This window comes from Actinoallomurus oryzae, assembly GCF_039541955.1.
In the GTDB taxonomy this organism is placed as follows: Bacteria; Actinomycetota; Actinomycetes; order Streptosporangiales; family Streptosporangiaceae; genus Actinoallomurus; species Actinoallomurus oryzae.
Window position 1 is genome coordinate 13282 of sequence record NZ_BAABHF010000027.1, and the last position, 16464, is coordinate 29745.

At 71.9% G+C, this 16464-nt stretch carries 12 protein-coding genes; 4 read left to right on the forward strand and 8 right to left on the reverse strand.

Annotated features, from left to right (window positions below; genetic code table 11):
• Positions 1-21: 21 nt before the first annotated feature.
• On the reverse strand, positions 22-930 hold the full coding sequence (locus ABEA10_RS26675) for a DUF8094 domain-containing protein (RefSeq protein ID WP_345468651.1): 909 nt from the start codon (positions 928-930) through the stop codon (positions 22-24).
• 66 nt (positions 931-996) lie between these two features.
• On the opposite strand from ABEA10_RS26675, the gene ABEA10_RS26680 reads away from it, so the two are divergent.
• Positions 997-1551, forward strand: a complete 555-nt coding sequence (locus tag ABEA10_RS26680) for an NUDIX hydrolase (protein WP_345468653.1) — start codon at positions 997-999, stop codon at positions 1549-1551.
• 40 nt (positions 1552-1591) lie between these two features.
• On the opposite strand, the gene ABEA10_RS26685 is transcribed toward ABEA10_RS26680, so the two are convergent.
• The 4 genes from ABEA10_RS26685 to ABEA10_RS26700 all read right to left on the reverse strand — a co-directional run bounded on the left by ABEA10_RS26685 (position 1592) and on the right by ABEA10_RS26700 (position 10472).
• Positions 1592-6517, reverse strand: coding sequence for an NAD-glutamate dehydrogenase (locus tag ABEA10_RS26685; protein ID WP_345468654.1), 4926 nt, complete (start codon positions 6515-6517; stop codon positions 1592-1594).
• Positions 6518-6541: 24 nt separating this feature from the next.
• Complete coding sequence (locus tag ABEA10_RS26690) at positions 6542-7348, reverse strand: tryptophan 2,3-dioxygenase (protein WP_329251738.1); 807 nt, start codon at positions 7346-7348, stop codon at positions 6542-6544.
• 111 nt (positions 7349-7459) lie between these two features.
• Positions 7460-9388 (reverse strand): acetoacetate--CoA ligase, encoded by a 1929-nt coding sequence (locus ABEA10_RS26695; RefSeq protein WP_425550968.1) that lies wholly within the window; start codon positions 9386-9388, stop codon positions 7460-7462.
• Positions 9389-9587: 199 nt separating this feature from the next.
• Positions 9588-10472, reverse strand: a complete 885-nt coding sequence (locus ABEA10_RS26700; protein ID WP_345468655.1) for an SDR family NAD(P)-dependent oxidoreductase — start codon at positions 10470-10472, stop codon at positions 9588-9590.
• A 72-nt stretch (positions 10473-10544) separates the two neighbouring features.
• Here ABEA10_RS26700 and ABEA10_RS26705 point away from each other — a divergent pair, with 72 nt between their 5' ends.
• Complete coding sequence (locus ABEA10_RS26705) at positions 10545-11462, forward strand: LysR family transcriptional regulator (protein WP_345468656.1); 918 nt, start codon at positions 10545-10547, stop codon at positions 11460-11462.
• A gap of 25 nt (positions 11463-11487) precedes the next feature.
• Here ABEA10_RS26705 and ABEA10_RS26710 read toward each other — a convergent pair whose 3' ends face one another.
• Entirely contained in the window at positions 11488-12240 is a 753-nt protein-coding gene (locus ABEA10_RS26710) for a helix-turn-helix domain-containing protein (protein ID WP_345468658.1), read from the reverse strand.
• Positions 12241-12296: 56 nt separating this feature from the next.
• Between ABEA10_RS26710 and ABEA10_RS26715 the strand changes: the two genes are divergently transcribed.
• Positions 12297-12860 (forward strand): class I SAM-dependent methyltransferase, encoded by a 564-nt coding sequence (locus ABEA10_RS26715; protein WP_345468659.1) that lies wholly within the window; start codon positions 12297-12299, stop codon positions 12858-12860.
• On the opposite strand, the gene ABEA10_RS26720 is transcribed toward ABEA10_RS26715, so the two are convergent.
• Positions 12838-14265, reverse strand: coding sequence for an amidase (locus ABEA10_RS26720; RefSeq protein ID WP_345468660.1), 1428 nt, complete (start codon positions 14263-14265; stop codon positions 12838-12840). The two genes, ABEA10_RS26715 and ABEA10_RS26720, sit on opposite strands and share 23 nt — an antisense overlap.
• A 144-nt stretch (positions 14266-14409) precedes the next feature.
• Here ABEA10_RS26720 and ABEA10_RS26725 point away from each other — a divergent pair, with 144 nt between their 5' ends.
• Positions 14410-15564: an MFS transporter gene (locus tag ABEA10_RS26725; RefSeq protein ID WP_345468662.1), complete on the forward strand. Its 1155-nt coding sequence runs from the start codon at positions 14410-14412 to the stop codon at positions 15562-15564.
• A gap of 133 nt (positions 15565-15697) precedes the next feature.
• Here ABEA10_RS26725 and ABEA10_RS26730 read toward each other — a convergent pair whose 3' ends face one another.
• Positions 15698-16399, reverse strand: a complete 702-nt coding sequence (locus ABEA10_RS26730; RefSeq protein ID WP_345468663.1) for an HAD family hydrolase — start codon at positions 16397-16399, stop codon at positions 15698-15700.
• Positions 16400-16464 lie beyond the last annotated feature (65 nt).

Here is a 16464-nt window from a genome sequence, read left to right on the forward strand (position 1 = left end):
GGTCCGCACGGGAGACACCGGCTACGACGTCGTGGCCTGCACGGCCTTGCGGTAGGTGCCGATCACCTGGGTGTCGCCGTGATCGGGCACGACCGCGAGGTACTGGATGAGCGCGGTGGAGCTGAGGTGGTGACCCACCCGCCCCGTGACCAGCCCGGCGAGGTCGCCGTTGGTGTTGACCGTGCCGGGGTCGACCATGTCGTAGCGCTCGCTCTGGCGGATGACGTACCAGACCAGGGCACCGCCGCCCGTGGTCCGCAGGGCGTAGGTGCGCTGCCCGTCGGGCGCGAAGTCGGAGGTCAGCGTCACGCCGCGCTTCTGCAGCTCGGCCTGGACCCTGGTCAGCGCGTCGCGGGAGTCGGAGGTGTACGGTCCGGGCGCCATGCCCCCGGCCCCGGTGGACAGTGTCGCGGCGTGCGCGCCGGCCACCCTGCGGGGCTGGAGCGCGGCGTTGGTGTCGGCCGGGCTCACGGCCGTGGCGAAGCCGTCCTTGTCGAGGGCGATGCCGCTGAGCGGCGAGGAGGGGAAGGGGTCGGCGGCCAGCAACCAGGGCCCGCCCGCGTGGCTCTGGGTGAACAGCAGGGCGTGGCGGGTCTGGCCGGAGACCGCGTCGACCGCGAACCACTTGGGGTAGTGGTCCTGGCGCGGAATGTAGAACGCCGGGTGGGAGTAGGTGAACGGGGTGTACTTGTCCTTCTTGGCCTGCCGCAGGCGGTAGCCGGCCCGGTCCATCTCGAGCTGGTCGCCGGTCTCCACGGTGGCCAGGAGGTCGCCGTCGAGGTTGGCGTTGGCCCGGTTGTTGACGGTCTGGTAGTTGGCCAGCACCTGCTGGGCCTGCGTCTTGGTGATCGCGGGATGGGCGGTGCCGAGGGAACCGCACGCGGACACTGGGAGGATGGCGGCCGTCAGGGCGGCCAGTCGTCGTCGCATGCCGACAGATTCGCACAGTGACTGATCCACTACTGTGCGAATTCGCAATCAGGAAGGGACACCACGGTGCCACTCCCCCAGGCGGCCCGCAGCGGCCTGCTCGTCTCGGCTCTGGTCCGCCACGGCACGGATGTGCTGATGGTGCGCGAGCGGCTCGGCGACGAGCCGGAGCCGAGCTGGGTGCTTCCGGGAGGCCAGGTGGAGCCCGGCGAGCTGGTGCACGAGGCGGCCGTACGCGAGCTGCGCGAGGAGACCGGCCTGCGGGCCGCACCGGGCCGGCTGGCCTTCCTCTGCCAGTACACCGTCACCGACGATCCCGGCTGGGCCGGGGTCTGGACGGTCTTCACGTTCGAGTTCGCCGCGGCGGCGCGTGACCTGGCGCCCGCGGACCCGGACGGATCGGTCCTGGAGGCCGCGTGGGTGCCGCTGCCCGAGGCACGCAGGCGGCTGGCACGGCTGGCCTTCCGCCCCCGCCGCGAGCCGTTGCTGCACCATCTGGACGGCAGCGGCGAGGGTCATCCGGGCGAGTCGCACCTGTGGCTGTGGCCCGACGGAACCGACGCCGCCCCGGTCGTCCTGCCGGGACCCCACCGCGCGGCGGAGGTCCCGGACCGGGCGTGACCGGCCGGCCCGTTGCCGGGCCGGCCGGGTCTGTCGTCCCTCAGGCGGGGAGGGTCGAGGCGGTGACCAGCGTGCGGATGGCTCGCAGGGCCACCGACAGCGTGGCGACGCCCAGGTTGTCGCTCTCCCAGATCTCGCCGAGCGTCTGGGCGGCGCGGGCGACGGCGGCGCTGTTCTTGTCCGTCCAGATCGCCAGCCGCTGCTCCGGCGCGACCCCCGCCTCGCTGGTGACGAGGACGTCGCGGGCCAGGGCGGCGTGCGCGGCGTACAGGTCGTCGCGGAGGGCCGACCGGGCCATGGAGTTCCACCGGTCGTCGCGCGGGAGCTGGATGATGCGCTCGCGCAGGCGGGACAGCTGGAGGCGTTCGCTCAGGTCGAAGTAGACCTCGGCGACCTCCTCCGGCGGTCGTCCGGTGCTGTGGGCGATCTCCACCAGGTCGAACGTGGAGAACGCCGGGACCATCATCGCCACCTGCTCGGCGAGCTGGTCGGGCACGCCGGCCTCGGTGAACCGGTCGCGGCGGTCCTCGAAGTCCTCCAGGTCGCGGCCGACCAGGAGCTTGGGCATGTGCGCCGAGAGCGCCGCCGCTCCGGAGGCGAAGTAGTCCACCGTGTCGCGGATGTCGAACGGCATGCGGCGGTTGTGCAGCAGCCAGCGGGCCGCGCGCTCGGTCAGCTTGCGGGCCTCCAGCCGCATCCGGATCTGCGTCGCGGTGTCGACCTGGTAGTCCAGCCCGTCCACCGACCGCCAGAAGGCCTCCATGCCGAACACCTCGCGCGCCACGAGGTAGGCGCGGGTGATGTCGGAGGCGGACGCGCCGGTCTCCTCGCCCATGCGGAACGCGAAGGTGATGCCGCTGTCGTTGACCATGCTGTTCACCACCGAGGTGGCGATGATCTCGCGGCGCAGCGGGTGCCGGTCCATGTAGTCGCGGAACCGTTCGCGCAGCGGCGTCGGGAAGTACTCGACGAGCCGGCTGGCCAGGTCGGGATCGTCCGGCAGGTCCGAGCCGCGGATCTCGTCCTCGAGCGTGAGCTTGGTGTAGGCGAGCAGCGTGGCGAACTCCGGGCCGGTGAGGCCGATCCCGGCCTGCCGGCGCTCGGCGAGCGCCTTGTCGTCCGGCAGGAACTCCAGGCGCCGCTTCAGCTTGCCGCCGCGCTCCAGCCTGCGCAGGTAGCGGCCGTGGACGTGCAGCATGGACGACGCCTGGCTGCGTGAGGCGGCGAGCGCGACGTTCTGCGCGATGTTGTCGCGCAGGACCAGGCCGGCGACCTCGTCGGTCATCTCCAGGAAGAGCGTGTCGCGCTGCTTGTCGGTCAGCTCGCCGTCGCGGACGACCTGGTCCAGCAGGATCTTGATGTTCACCTCGTGGTCGGAGGTGTCCACGCCCGCGGAGTTGTCGATGAAGTCGGTGTTGACCAGGCCCCCGCCGAGGGCGAACTCGATGCGGGCCCGCTGGGTCAGCCCGAGGTTGCCGCCCTCGCCGATGACCTTGCAGCGCAGTTCGGTCGCGTCGGCCCGCAGCACGTCGTTGGCCTTGTCGCCGACCTCGGCGTGGGTCTCGCCGGAGGCCTTGACGTACGTGCCGATGCCGCCGTTCCACATCAGGTCGACCGGCGCGGTGAGGATCGCGTGGATCAGCTCGTGCGGGGTCAGCGCGTTGACCCCGCCCGGGATGCCGAGCGCCTCGCGGACCTGCGGCGTCAGCGGGATCTTCTTGGCCGAGCGCGAGTGCACGCCGCCGCCCTTGGAGATCAGCGAGGTGTCGTAGTCGGCCCACGAGCTGCGCGGGAGCGCGAACATGCGCTTGCGCTCGCGGAAGGAGGCGGCCGGGTCCGGGTCGGGGTCGAGGAAGATGTGCCGGTGGTCGAAGGCCGCGACGAGCCGGATGTGCTCCGACAGCAGCATGCCGTTGCCGAACACGTCGCCGGACATGTCGCCGACGCCGACGACGGTGAAGTCCTCGTTCTGCACGTCGACGCCGAGGGAGCGGAAGTGGTATTTCACCGACTCCCAGGCGCCGCGCGCGGTGATGCCCATGCCCTTGTGGTCGTAGCCGACCGAGCCGCCCGACGCGAAGGCGTCGCCGAGCCAGAAGCCGTACGACGCGGACACCTCGTTGGCGATGTCGGAGAAGGTCGCGGTGCCCTTGTCGGCGGCCACGACCATGTAGGTGTCGTCTCCGTCGTGCCGCACGACGTTCGGCGCGGGCACGACGCGCATCTGGCCGCGGGAGCCCTCGCTCTCCTCGTCCCGTACGAGGTTGTCGGTGATGTCGAGCAGGCCGCTGATGAACTGCTTGTACGACGCGACGCCCTCGGCCAGGAACGCCTCACGGTCGCTCGGGTCCGGCAGCCGCTTGCACACGAAGCCGCCCTTGGCGCCGGCGGGCACGATCACGGTGTTCTTCACCGCCTGCGCCTTGACCAGGCCGAGGATCTCCGTACGGAAGTCCTCACGCCGGTCGGACCAGCGCAGGCCGCCGCGGGCCACCGACCCGAACCGCAGGTGCACGCCCTCCAGCCGCGGGGAGTACACGAAGATCTCGAACTGGGGGCGGGGCTGCGGCAGGTCCGGGATCGCCTCGGGGTCCAGCTTCAGCGACAGGTACGGCTTGGGCGTGCCGCCCGCGGTCCGCTGGTAGTAGTTCGTGCGCAGGGTGGCGCGGATCATCGACAGGAAGCTGCGGAGGATGCGGTCCTGGTCCAGGCTGGTGACCGCGTCGAGCGCGCCCTCGATCTCCTCGGCGATGGCCGAGCCCAGCTCCTCGTGCGCGTCGGGCGCGGCGTCCGGCCGCGAGTTGAGGCGCGGGTCGAACCGCGACTCGAACAGCCGCACCAGCAGCCGGGCGATGCGCGGGTTGTCGATCAGCACCTGCTCGATGTACCGCTCGCTGAAGGTGGTGCCGGTCTGCCGCAGGTAGCGGGCGTACGCGCGGAGCACCATGACCGGCCGCCAGGCGAGCCCGGCTCGCAGCACGAGGGTGTTGAACGGGTCGCTCTCCACCTCGTCGCGCCACAGCGCGGTGAAGGCGTCCTGGAACAGGTCCTTGACGTCGGCCTCGTCCACGTCGGGCGAGGGGACGTACCGCAGGCCCAGGTCGTAGATCCAGGAGCGGCGGCCGCCCTCGGGGTCGATGCCGTACGGCCGCTCGTCGACCACCTCGACGCCCATGTTGTGCAGCAGCGGCAGAACGTGGGACAGCGAGATCGGCGGCCCGAGCCGGTACACCTTGAGCCGGCGCTCGCCGGGCTCGCCGCCGTACGGTTCGTACAGGTTGATGGAGATCTGGCCCGGCTCGGTCAGCGCCTCCAGGCGCTTGAGGTCGGCGCAGGCCGTACGGGCGGGGAAGTCGGCCTTGTAGCCCTCGGGGAAGGCGTTGGCGTAACGGCGGGTCAGCACCCCGGAGCGTTCTTCGCCGCACTGCTCGACGATCGCCTCGACCAGGTCGTCGGCCCACGAGCGGGTGGCGGCGACGAGCCGGGCCTCCACCTCGGCCAGGTCCACGTCGTCGGGCAGCGGGCGCCCGCGCTCGCCGCGCACGACCACGTGCAGGCGCGCGAGCGCGGAGTCGCCGACCATCGCGCTGTAGTCGACGCTCGTGCCGTCGAAGGCGCTGCGCAGGATCTCCTGGATGCGCAGCCGGATCTGCGTGGTGTAGCGGTCGCGAGGCAGGAAGACCAGGCACGACATGTAGCGGCCGTAGGCGTCCTTGCGGACGAACAGCCGAAGCTGCTTGCGCTCGCGCAGCCGCAGCACGCTCATCGCGATCGGGAACAGCTCGTCGACCGAGATCTGGAACAGGTCGTCGCGCGGGTAGGTCTCCAGGATCTCGATGAGATCCTTGCCGTCGTAGCTGTCGGCGGCGAGCCCGGCGCGGTGCAGCACCGTCTGGAGCTTGCGGTCGAGCACCGGGATGTGCTCGATGCTCTCGCTGTACGCGGCATGGGTGAACAGGCCGAGGAAGCGGCGCTCGCCGACCACCTTGCCGTCGTCGCCGAACCGCTTGACGCCGACGTAGTCGAGGTAGGCGGGGCGGTGCACGGTGGCGCGGGAGTTGGCCTTGGTCAGCACGAGCAGGTGCGGCTCGTGGGCCTTGGCGCGCACCTCCTGTGGCAGCGAGGCGAAGCTGGTCGACTCGCTCTGGTCCGAGCGCAGGATGCCCAGGCCGGTGCCGGGGACGGCGCGCAGCCGCTCGCCGTCCTCGCCGGTCTCCAGGGTGTACTCCCGGTAGCCGAGGAAGGTGAAGTGGTCGTCGGCCAGCCAGTCGAGCAGCGCGACGCCGTCGCCGGTCTCCTCCTCCGGCAGCGGCGGCCGCTTCTCGCGCAGCCCGGCCGCGATCGTACGGGACAGGGACCGCATCTTGTCCTCGTCCTCGACGGCGGCGCGCACGTCGTCCAGGATCCGGCGGATGTCCTTCTCCAGGTCCTGCAGCACCGTGCGGTCGCCCTGCCGGTCGATCTCCAGGTGGATCCAGGACTCCTCGAGCATCAGGCCGTCGCCGTCGTCCGTGCCCCGCAGGTGACCGGCCACGTCACGGCGGACGTTCAGCTGCGGGTGGACGATCAGGTGGGTGGACAGCTGGTGCCGGTTGAGCTCCATCGTCACCGAGTCGACGAGGAACGGCATGTCGTCGGTGACCACCTGGACGACGCTGTGCCCGGGGTCCCAGCCCTGGTCGTCGACGGTCGGCGTGAACGCGCGCACCTTGGCCCGGCCCTGCGGGCGGTCTTCGCCCAGCTGCCGGTGGGACATCGCCGGACCCCAGATGTCGGCCGGGTCGCGGGAGCCGAGATCCTCCACCGCGACATGCCGATAGTAGAGCCGGAGGAAGCCGAGAATGTCCGCGGTCTCCTGGTTGGCGCCGTACGTGTGGTGGGCACAGGCCTCCGCCGCACGGCGCAGCAGATCATCCTTGGCACGCTCGGCTTCGTCGTCCGGCCGGGCCGTCGGTTCGCCGCTCATCTACATATCTCCCTCAGTGCCTTCTCAGAGCAGGGTTCGCAATTCCCACAGCAACGGGTAATACCGCAGGTCAAGCCTGCTTCGGAGGTAAGGCGCGCCGGTAGAGCCACCGGTGCCCGACTTCGTGCCGATCTGCCGCTCGACCATCTGGACGTGGCGTTGGCGCCAGAGCGCGGCCATCTCGTCGTGGGTCAGCAGGTCCTCGGACAGCTGCCACAGATCGTCGTAACGGTCGCGGTCGCCCGCCACGGTGACCATCGACTCCCGGATCTCGTCGTCGTCGCCGGCCGCGAGCCCGCGCCTGCGGAGCAGCATGACGAACGCGTCCCAGAGCGTGGGTTCGGCGAGCCGCCGGTCGAGGCGTTCGGTCTCGTCGTCGGTGAGGCCGCGGAACCGTTTGACGAAACCGGGGTCCTTGTGGCCGGAGAGGAACTCCATCTCGCGGAACTGCACGGACTGGAAGCCGCTGGCGGGCGCCAGCTTCTCCCGGAAGGCCATGAAGTCCTGCGGGGTCATCGTCTCCAGCACCTGGATCTGGTCGACCATCACCCGCTCCACCGCGTGCACCCGCCGGAACAGGTGCCGGGCCAGCCAGACCTCGTCGTCGATCATCGCCCGGCGGATCTCGCCCAACTCGTGCAGAAGCAGCTTGAACCAGAGCTCGTAGACCTGGTGGATCGTGATGAACAGAAGCTCGTCGCGGGCGGGAGGGTCGGACTCGAGCACCTGCTGTTCGAGCAGGGTCGGCAACCGGAGGTAGGCGCCGTAGGTGAGGCGCCCCCCTTCTTCACCGAAGTTACGCCCCGGTGCGCCATATCCGTTTCCGGGCATACCGGAAGCGGAAGCGGCCGCACCACGCCGTTGTGGTGTTGCGCTCACGGCCGCCACACTAACTCGAAAACCGGGATTCGCCGACTCGGGGACGGGAGGATCACCCTGCCACTAGTGTCCTGACGTGGGCATGAAGTGCGCCAGCACCTCGGGATTCGCCATGGCGTCCGGGTTTGCGGCCTTCTCCACGGGCGTGCCGAGCAGCATCTTGCGCACCGGCACTTCGAGCTTCTTGCCCGACAGCGTGCGCGGGATGCCCGGCACCGCACGGATCTCGTCCGGCACGTGCCGCGGCGACAGCGTCGACCGCAGCGCCGCCCGGATCCGCGCGACGATCTCCTCCGACAGTTCGGCGTCGTCGGCGAGCTGCACGTACAGCAGCAGGCGCCCGTCCTGCCCCAGCTGTCCCGTGTCGACCACGAGTGAGTCGGCGACCTCGTCGAACGCCTCCACGACGCGGTAGAAGTCGGCGGTGCCCATGCGCACCCCGCCCCGGTTGAGCGTGGAGTCGGACCGTCCGTAGATCACGCTGCCGCCGTCGGGCAGGATCTTGATCCAGTCGCCGTGCCGCCAGACGCCCGGGTACATGGCGAAGTAGGACTCCCGGTAGCGCTCGCCGCCCTCGTCGTTCCAGAAGTAGATCGGCATCGAGGGCATCGGCTCGGTGATCACCAGCTCGCCCACCTCGTCGACGACCGGCTCACCGGTGTCGCCGAACGCCTCGACCTTGGCCCCGAGCCCCCGGCACTGGATCACGCCCGCGCGCAGCGGCAGCAGCGGGCACGGCCCGACGAACCCGGTGGCGACGTCGGTGCCGCCGGAGAACGAGCCGACCAGCAGATCCGCGCCGACGTGCTCGTACAGCCACGCGAAGCCCTCGGGCGGCAGCGGCGAGCCGGTCGAGCCGACCCCGCGGATCCGGGTGAGGTCATAAGTCTTGCCCGGCTCCAGGCCGGTCTTCATCGACGCCAGGATGTACGGCGCGCCGACGCCGAAGTAGGTCACCCCGGTCTCGGCGGCCAGCCGCCAGAGCGCGTCGCCGTTCGGCGCGCCGTCGTACATGACGATGGTCGCGCCGACGAGAAGGCCGCCGACCAGGTAGTTCCACATCATCCAGCCGGTCGTGGTGAACCAGAAGAAGATGTCGCCGGGGCCGAGGTCCTGGTGGAAGCTGAGGGACTTGAGGTGTTCGAGGACGATGCCCCCGTGCCCGTGCACGATCGGCTTGGGCAGCCCGGTCGTGCCGGAGGAGTACAAAATCCATAGGGGGTGGTCGAACGGCACGTCCTCAAAGCCCGGCGCCGCGCCGGGCCGGCGCAGGTCGTCGTAGGAGATCGCGTCCTCGACGCCGTCGGTGCCCAGGTACGGGATCAGCACGGTGGCCCCGAGCGTGGGCAGCGCCGCCTGGATGTCGCGTACGACGTCGCGCCGGTCGTAACGCTTGCCGTTGTAGGGGTAGCCGTCCACCGCGACGAGCACCTTCGGCTCGATCTGGGTGAACCGGTCGATCACGCTGGGCGCCCCGAAGTCGGGCGAGCAGGAGGACCAGATCGCCCCGAGCGAGGCCGTGGCGAGGAAGAGCACCAGCGCCTCGGGGATGTTGGGCACGTACGCCGCCACCCGGTCGCCCTTCGTCACACCGAGCTCGCGAAGGCCCTGACGCGCCTCGGCGACCCGCGTGGCCAGCTCACCGTACGTCAGGGTGCGCTCGTCGCCGCTCTCGGAGCGGAAGATCACCGCCGTGGCGTTTTGGTCTCGGTCGGCCCGCAGGGCGTTGCGCGCGTAGTTGAGCGTGGCACCGGGGAACCAGCGCACACCGGGCATCCCGGCACCCTCGCGCACCGGACCGTCGCCGCGCTCGCCGAGCACGCCGAAGTAGGACCACACCGTGTCCCAGAAGGCATCGAGCTCGGTGACGGACCAGCGCCACAGCTCGTCGTAGGAACCGAGGCCCCGCTCGTCCATGAGCCCACCGACACGGGCCCGCCGCCGCGCATCATCGGACGGCTCCCACAGCAGGTCACCCTCGGCAACCGACACGTCACAGCCTCCCAAACGCTAGTGATGGCCATCCCAGCATCAGCGTGGCGGCCACGCACTGCAACATAGAACACCACCACGGAACCACTGGAAACCATGTGACCGCAGAACACTGCCAAGGCCCTTTGAGGCCAGACCGGTCAAGGAGGTGAGACTCACTCTGCGCAGTCTCCAGAGGTCCACCTTCCCTTGGCGGGTATCACCGTGCGTCGGGTGACCAGGGCAGGACCTCACCATGCCGGACGAGCCGGCCGTAGTGGTCGGGGTCTACCGGGTCGAGGGCAAGGCTCAGGAGCGGCAGGGCCGCCTCGGCCGGGCTGGGGGCGTCGCTGACGTCCCACCACAGGCCGGAGGTCGGCGTGTTCATCATCCCGGGGCAGACGGCGGCGAGCAGGATGCCGCGCTCGGTGTCCTGTTCGCGCCGCTGCGCCGCGAGCGCGCGCACGGCGGCGACCTGGCCGATCTTGGAGGGGATGTTGACGAAGCCGGGCCAGGCTCCGGCGCGGGCGCTGCCGTCCTTGACGGCGTCACGCCAGGCCGCGACCTGCTCGTCCACCTCGTCCAGGGACGCGAGCCCGTCGAAGCGGTCGTGGAGTACGGGCGCCAGGTGGTGCAGCCTGCCCAGCGAGCTGGCCACGACGATCAGCCTCCCGCCGTCCCGCAGCAGCGGGGCGAAGGCGCGCAGCACCCGCGTGGCGCCGAAGTTGTTGACCTCGGCGTAGATGTCGACGAACCGGCGCGGGTCGTCGTCCGGGCCGATCCGCATCACGGCGTTGTTGAAGACGATGTCGACGCCCTGGTGCCGTTCCTTCAGCCGCGCGGCGAGGCGGCCGGCGGCCTCGGGGTCGGCCACGTCGAGCAGCTCGCCGCGGACGCGGGCTCCGCCGGAGGGCATGGCCTCGACGGCTTGGGCGACACGGCCGGCGTCGCGGCCGGTGAGGTAGACGGTGTCCTGCGGGGCCATGCGCTCGGCGAGGCCCTCGACCAGGGCCAGACCCAGGCCCTGGGTGGCGCCGGTGACCAGGGCGACCTTCGGCGCGGTGGCCAGGCCGGCGGACGCGGACGGTGTCTTGATCAGGTTCATGCCGGCCACGTTAGGAGCCTGATCGGTCATGCCACCAGCGAAAGTTTCTCAGGTAGGGTATGCGTAACCGTCATGGCCTTCACCGACGCGTCCCTCACCGCTCTGCGGGTCTTCCGCGAGGTGGCCGAGCGGGGCACCCTCACCGCCGCGGCCACCGCGCTCGGCTACACCCAGTCCGCCGTCTCCCGCCAGATCGCCTCGCTGGAACGCGCGGCCGGAACGCCGCTGCTGGAGCGGCGTCACGACGGCGTGCGGCTGACCCCCGCCGGGCACGTCGTGGTGCGCCGCGCCGCCACGGTGATCGACCAGGTCGACGCGACAGCGCGTGAGCTGGCCGGCCTTCCCGACGAGCACGGCACGGTGCGGCTCGGCTGGTTCGCGAGCGCGGGGTCCGGGCTGGTGCCCCGTGCGCTGGCCGCGTTGCGCCGTACGCACCCGGCCATCACCGTGATCGGCCGCGAGGGCAGCACCCCCGCGCTCGTACGCGCGCTGCGTGCCGGCACGCTGGACCTCGCCCTGGTGGCGTCGGCGCCGCCGTTCCGCCCGCTCGACAGCGAGACGCCGGCCCTGGAGCTGCGGATCCTCGCCGAACGAAGCCTGCGCCTCGCGGTGCCCGACACCCATCCGCTAGCGCGGGGCGACTTCGTCGACATCGCCGACCTGCACGGCCGGCGCTGGATCGCCGGATCGGGCGATGACCAGGTGATGGGAGTCTGGCCCGGCCTGGACGAACGGCCCGAGATCGCCCACACCGCCCGCGACTGGCTGGCCAAGCTGCATCTCGTCGCGGCCGGCTGCGGCATCACCACCGTGCCGGCCTCGCTCACCGCCATCGTCCCCGCCGGCGTCCGTGTACTGCCGGTCCGCGGCGGACCGCGCGAACAACGGCGCCTCCTGCTCGCGCGGCTCCCGCGGCCCCTGCCGGAACCCGCCGATCACCTCGCCGCGGCCCTCCGCGCCGCCGCGATCGAGACGAGCGCACCGCTGTAAGACCCTCCGGCGGCTCCCGCCGTGCTCAGCGGCTGGTGAAGTAGGCGCCCGGTGGTATGCCGGTGGCCTTGCGGAACACGGCGACGAAGGCGCTCGGGGTCGTGTAGCCGACGCGACGGGCCGCGGTGGCCACCGGCAGGCCCTCGGCGAGCAGCGGCAGCGCCGCTCGCAGGCGTACCTGGGTGCGCCAGCGGCCGAACGGCATGCCCGTCTCCGCCGTGAACAGGCGGGCGAGGGTGCGGGTGCTCGTGCCGGTGCGACGGGCCCAGATGTCCAGCGTGGCGTCGTCGGCGGGATCGTCGATCACGCCGCGGGCCACGTCGAGGGCACGCGGGTCACGGGGCATCGGTACCGCGATGGTGGTCACGGGAACCGGCACGAGCTGGTCGAACAGGACGCTCTCGGCCCGGCGGCGGGCGGCCCGGGGCGGGTCGGTGGCGGCCAGGTGGAGGATCAGCTCCCGGGCCAGCGGGCTGATTCCGACCACGGTCGGGACGGTCCAGCCCGGTCCTCGATCGGCGGCGAAGTAGGGGCAGCAGACGAACGTGTGGCGGCCGGCGTCCATGGCGTGCTCGACGCCCGCCGGGATCCACAGGGCCCGCGTCGGCGGCAGCACCCAGGTGCCGTCGGGCGAGGAGACGGTGAGGATGCCCGAGGAGGCCCAGGCCAGCTGGTGCGCGGTATGCCAGTGCGTGTCGTACCGGCGCCCCGCCGAGGAGAACGCCGCGACCAGGATCGCCCCGTCGGCCCGCGTCTTGAGTTGGCTGGTTCTCGACATCACTTGACCGTCTTGGTCGTTCACGCCACCGTCGTCCGCTCCTAATGTGCACGAGCATGAACCTGCTCCACAACCGGATATGCGGTTCGGCCAGGTGGGCCGAGTACATGCGCACGGACCTGTTCCCGGTGGTGCTGGGGGACGTCGACCTCGGCGACGACGTGCTGGAACTCGGCCCCGGCCTGGGCGTGACCACCCGCGAGCTGGCCGGCCGGGTGCCGCACCTCACCGCGCTGGAGGTCGATGAGACGTACGCCGAGCGGCTGCGGCGTGAGCTGGAGCCCGGCGTGACGATCGTGCACGGCGACGCGTCGGCGATGCCGTTCCCGGACGCGTCGTTCACCGCCGTCGCGTGCTTCACGATGCTGCACCACGTATCCACGCCGGAGCTGCAGGACCGGCTCTTCGCCGAGACCTGCCGCGTGCTGCGCCCGGGCGGGGTGTTCGTCGGCAGCGACGGGCGGGCCGGCCTGTTGTTCCGGCTGATCCACCTGGGCGACACGCTCGTGCCGGTCGATCCCGGGACGCTCGCCTCCCGTCTGGAGGCGGCCGGCCTCGCGGACGTGCGCGTCACGCCGAAGCCCAAGCGCGTGCACTTCACCGCCCGCCGGCCCGCCTGAGCCCCGCCGGCGGGACGCGGTCGTGCCAGGGAACGGCCTCTTCGAGCCGGGCGGCGACGCGGAACAGCAGGTCCTCCCGGCCGTACGGCGCGGCGAGCTGAACACCGATCGGCAGACCGTCGCCGCTCTGGGCGAGCGGCAGGCTGACGGCCGGCTGCCCGGAGACGTTGAACAGTGAGGTGAACGGACCGTAGTCGAACTCCGCCCGCAGCCAGCTCTCCACCGTGTGGCCGGGGTCGTCGTAGCGGAGCGTGCCGTGGGGGGCCGGGAGGCGCGCGATCGTCGGGGTGACCAGCAGGTCGTACTCGGTGAAGAACGCCCCCACCGCCCGGGTGAGGCGGTTCTGTGCGTCCATGCCCGCGATCAGGTCGAGCGCGCTGAACTCCTCGGCCATCCGCAGGATCCGCCGTGAGACGGCCTCCATCCTCGCGGGGTCCGGCCGTCTCGGCGCCAGCAGGACAGGGGCGACGAGCGCCACCGTCTCGGTCGCGATCGCCCGCAGCACGGCGTCCCAGTCGATCTGCGGGCTCGCCTCCGTGACCGCGTGCCCCATCTCCTCCAGCAGCCGGCCGGTGCGTACCGCCGCCTCGGCCACTTCCGGGTCGACCGGGGCGCCCGACCAGGCACGCGTGGTCACCGCCACGCGCAGCCGGTGGGGGTCGGCCGCCAGTTCGTCCTCGTACGGGCGGAGCGGAGGCGGCGCGGTGTACTTGTCGCCCGCCACCGGGCCCTGGATCGCGTCGAGATAGCGGGCGGCGTCGCGTACGGTCCGCGTCAGCCCCGACTCGCAGGCCATGCCGAAGCCCGCCTCTCCCAGGTCGGGCCCGCACGGCGTACGGCCGCGGCTCGGCTTGAGACCGACCAGCCCGCAGCACGAGGCGGGCACCCGGCCCGAGCCGGCACCGTCGTTCGCGTGCGCGACCGGCACCGCTCCGGCGGCGACCAGCGCGGCGGCCCCACCGCTCGACCCGCCCACGCCGCGGTCCAGGTTCCAGGGGTTTCGCGTGGGGCCGTACCGCAGGGCCTCGGTGGCGAAACTGATCACCAGCTCGGGGACGGTGGTGAGGCCCAGCGTGACCAGCCCGGCGGCGCGGACGCGTCTCATGAGGTCGGTGTCGTACCGCGCGGTCACCCCCGAGATCGCCCGGCTGCCCAGGAAGAACGGCACGCCCTCCGCCATCGGCCCGCTGTCCTTGATCAGGAACGGCACTCCCGCGAGCGGCCCGTCGTCCGCGTGGTCGAGCGCCGGCTCGAACACCGGCAGGGCCAGCCCGTTGACCCGCTCGTCCGCCGACTCCAGCGCCCGCCGCGCGGCGTCCTCCACCTCCGCGGCGGTGACCTGCCCGGAAGTGATCAAACCGCGCAGCCCGACCGCGTCGTGGCTCGCGTACTCCCAGAGCTCCACGATGCCACTGTACGAACGGCCCTGCACGGACAGTGCTGCACGGACGACCCTGCACGAACGGCCCTGTACGGACGGCCGAATCGCGATATCGGTCGGCACGCCGGCCTGTTCCCGTCATGCACCCTTTCTCATAGCGTCGCGATCATGACTTCGGGACGGCGGATGCTGACGTTGCTGGTGGGGACCCACGTCGTCGACGATCTGTACCAGGGCGCGGTGCCGGCGCTGCTGCCCTTCCTGGTCGCCGAGCGGCACTACGGCTACGCGCAGGCGACCGGCATCACCCTCGCCGCGACCTTCCTGTCGAGCATCCTGCAGCCGGGCTTCGGCGTGCTGACCGACCGGCGCCGCGCACCCTGGCTGGTCGGCGTCGGGCTGCTGACCGCGGGCGTCGGCATCGGGCTGTCCGGGCTGGGCGGCGGGTACTGGACGACCTGGCTCGCGGTGGCGCTGTCCGGCGTCGGTGTCGCGGCCTACCATCCGGAGGCCGCTCGGGCGGCGCGGCAGGCGGCGGGGGCCTCGGCGCAGGGAATGAGCGTGTTCGCGGTGGGCGGGAACGCCGGCATCGCGGTCGCGCCGCTGGTCGTCGCCCCGATCCTCGGAGCGACGGGCCTGGCCGGCACTCCCCTGCTCGCCCTCCCGGCCGTGGCGACCGCCCTGTTCCTCGCGGTGGCCTGGCGAAGCCGCGAACCCGCGCCCGCCCGCGGACGGGCCGCGAGCGACGCGGGGGCCGACGACTGGCGGGCGTTCGGCTGGCTGACGGTGGTCGTCGTGTGCCGATCGGTCGCCTACTTCGGGATCTCCTCGTTCCTGGCCCTCCTGCTGATCCACCGGTTCGGCCTGTCGAAGGGCACGGCGTCGGCCGCCCTGACCGTCTTCACCGGTACGGGGGCGGTCGGCACGGTGCTCGGCGGCCGGCTCGCGGACCGCGCCGGGCGGCTCACGGCCGTACGCGCCGGCTACGCCCTGACCGTTCCGGGTCTGCTCGGCCTGCTGCTCGCCCCCGGCCCGGCGGTCGCGTTCGTCTCGGCGTTCGTGCTGGGCCTCGGCCTGTACGTGCCGTTCGCCGTGCACACCACGCTCGGCCAGGAGTACCTGCCCGGCCGGATCGGCACCGCCAGCGGCGTGACCCTGGGCCTCGCGGTGTCCGCGGGCGGGATGGTCGCACCGCTGCTGGGCCTGGTCGCCGACGCGTACGGCATCCGCACGGCGCTCGCGCTCCTGCTCGTGCTCCCGGTCATCGCCCTGGCGGTGTCCACCCGCCTGCCGGAGACACGGGTGGCGGCGGCGCGAGCATGACGCGCGGACCCTCACTCTTGGAGGGTCTGGCTGCGGCCGATGAGGTCCAGCACGGCGTCACTCGTCTCGCGGAAGACGGCGACCGTCTCGGCGGCGGCCGCGGAGGCGGCGGCGGACACCGCCGGCGCTTAATTCAGGAGGTGGTCAGCGACTCCACCGCGCGGACCACGCGGTCGGTCTCGGCCAGGGTGGGCAGCACGATGTCGGCGCCGGCGCCGCGGAGCTCGGCCTGGGTGGCGTTGCCGGTGGCGACGGCGATCGTCCGGGCGCGGGCGATCTGGGCGGCGCGCACGTCGTTGGCCGAGTCGGCGATGAGCACGGTCGCGGCCTCCGCGATCGGGGCGCCGTACTTCTCGGCCGTACGGCTGCGCGCGAGCTCGACCAGCGCGGCCTTGGGATAGGTCTCCGAGCCGTACCCGCCGACCTTGAAGTCCAGGTGCTTGTCCAGTCCGAGCGCGGTCAGCTTGGCGACGGCGTTCGGCTCGATCGAGCCGGTCAGGACGGACTGGACGACATCGCGCAGCCGGGCCACCGCGGCGAGGGCCTCGCGGGCGCCCGGCAGCACGCGGCCGTCCTTGCGGATCGACTTGCGACGGGCCGTGAACGCCTCGCCCAGCGCCGCCATGAACTGCGCGAGGTGGTCCTCGGTGGTCACGACGTCGTTGAACGCCAGGGTCTCGAAGATGATCTCCGATTCGGTACGGCCCACGGTCGGCGCCAGCCGGACGAGCGGACGCCCGGTCACCTGCTGGAAGGCCTCGGCGTACGCCTCCCGCGTCACCCGGCCGACGTCGACGAGCGTGTGATCGACGTTCCACAGCACGAGACGGGGCATGGCGGACTCCTGCGGCGAATCGGGGCGACGGTCAATCGTCGCGGTAACGCCCCTGCGTGCGCAAA

What these genes read in the sequence shown, in the direction of transcription:
- ABEA10_RS26700 (WP_345468655.1), bottom strand. Translation starts at nt 10,472, where the DNA reads ATGAACCTGATCAAGACACCGTCCGCGTCCGCCGGCCTGGCCACCGCG.
- ABEA10_RS26705 (WP_345468656.1), top strand. Translation starts at nt 10,545, where the DNA reads ATGGCCTTCACCGACGCGTCCCTCACCGCTCTGCGGGTCTTCCGCGAG.
- ABEA10_RS26685 (WP_345468654.1), bottom strand. Translation starts at nt 6,517, where the DNA reads ATGAGCGGCGAACCGACGGCCCGGCCGGACGACGAAGCCGAGCGTGCC.
- ABEA10_RS26715 (WP_345468659.1), top strand. Translation starts at nt 12,297, where the DNA reads ATGAACCTGCTCCACAACCGGATATGCGGTTCGGCCAGGTGGGCCGAG.
- ABEA10_RS26710 (WP_345468658.1), bottom strand. Translation starts at nt 12,240, where the DNA reads ATGTCGAGAACCAGCCAACTCAAGACGCGGGCCGACGGGGCGATCCTG.
- ABEA10_RS26675 (WP_345468651.1), bottom strand. Translation starts at nt 930, where the DNA reads ATGCGACGACGACTGGCCGCCCTGACGGCCGCCATCCTCCCAGTGTCC.
- ABEA10_RS26690 (WP_329251738.1), bottom strand. Translation starts at nt 7,348, where the DNA reads ATGCCCGGAAACGGATATGGCGCACCGGGGCGTAACTTCGGTGAAGAA.
- ABEA10_RS26730 (WP_345468663.1), bottom strand. Translation starts at nt 16,399, where the DNA reads ATGCCCCGTCTCGTGCTGTGGAACGTCGATCACACGCTCGTCGACGTC.
- ABEA10_RS26725 (WP_345468662.1), top strand. Translation starts at nt 14,410, where the DNA reads ATGACTTCGGGACGGCGGATGCTGACGTTGCTGGTGGGGACCCACGTC.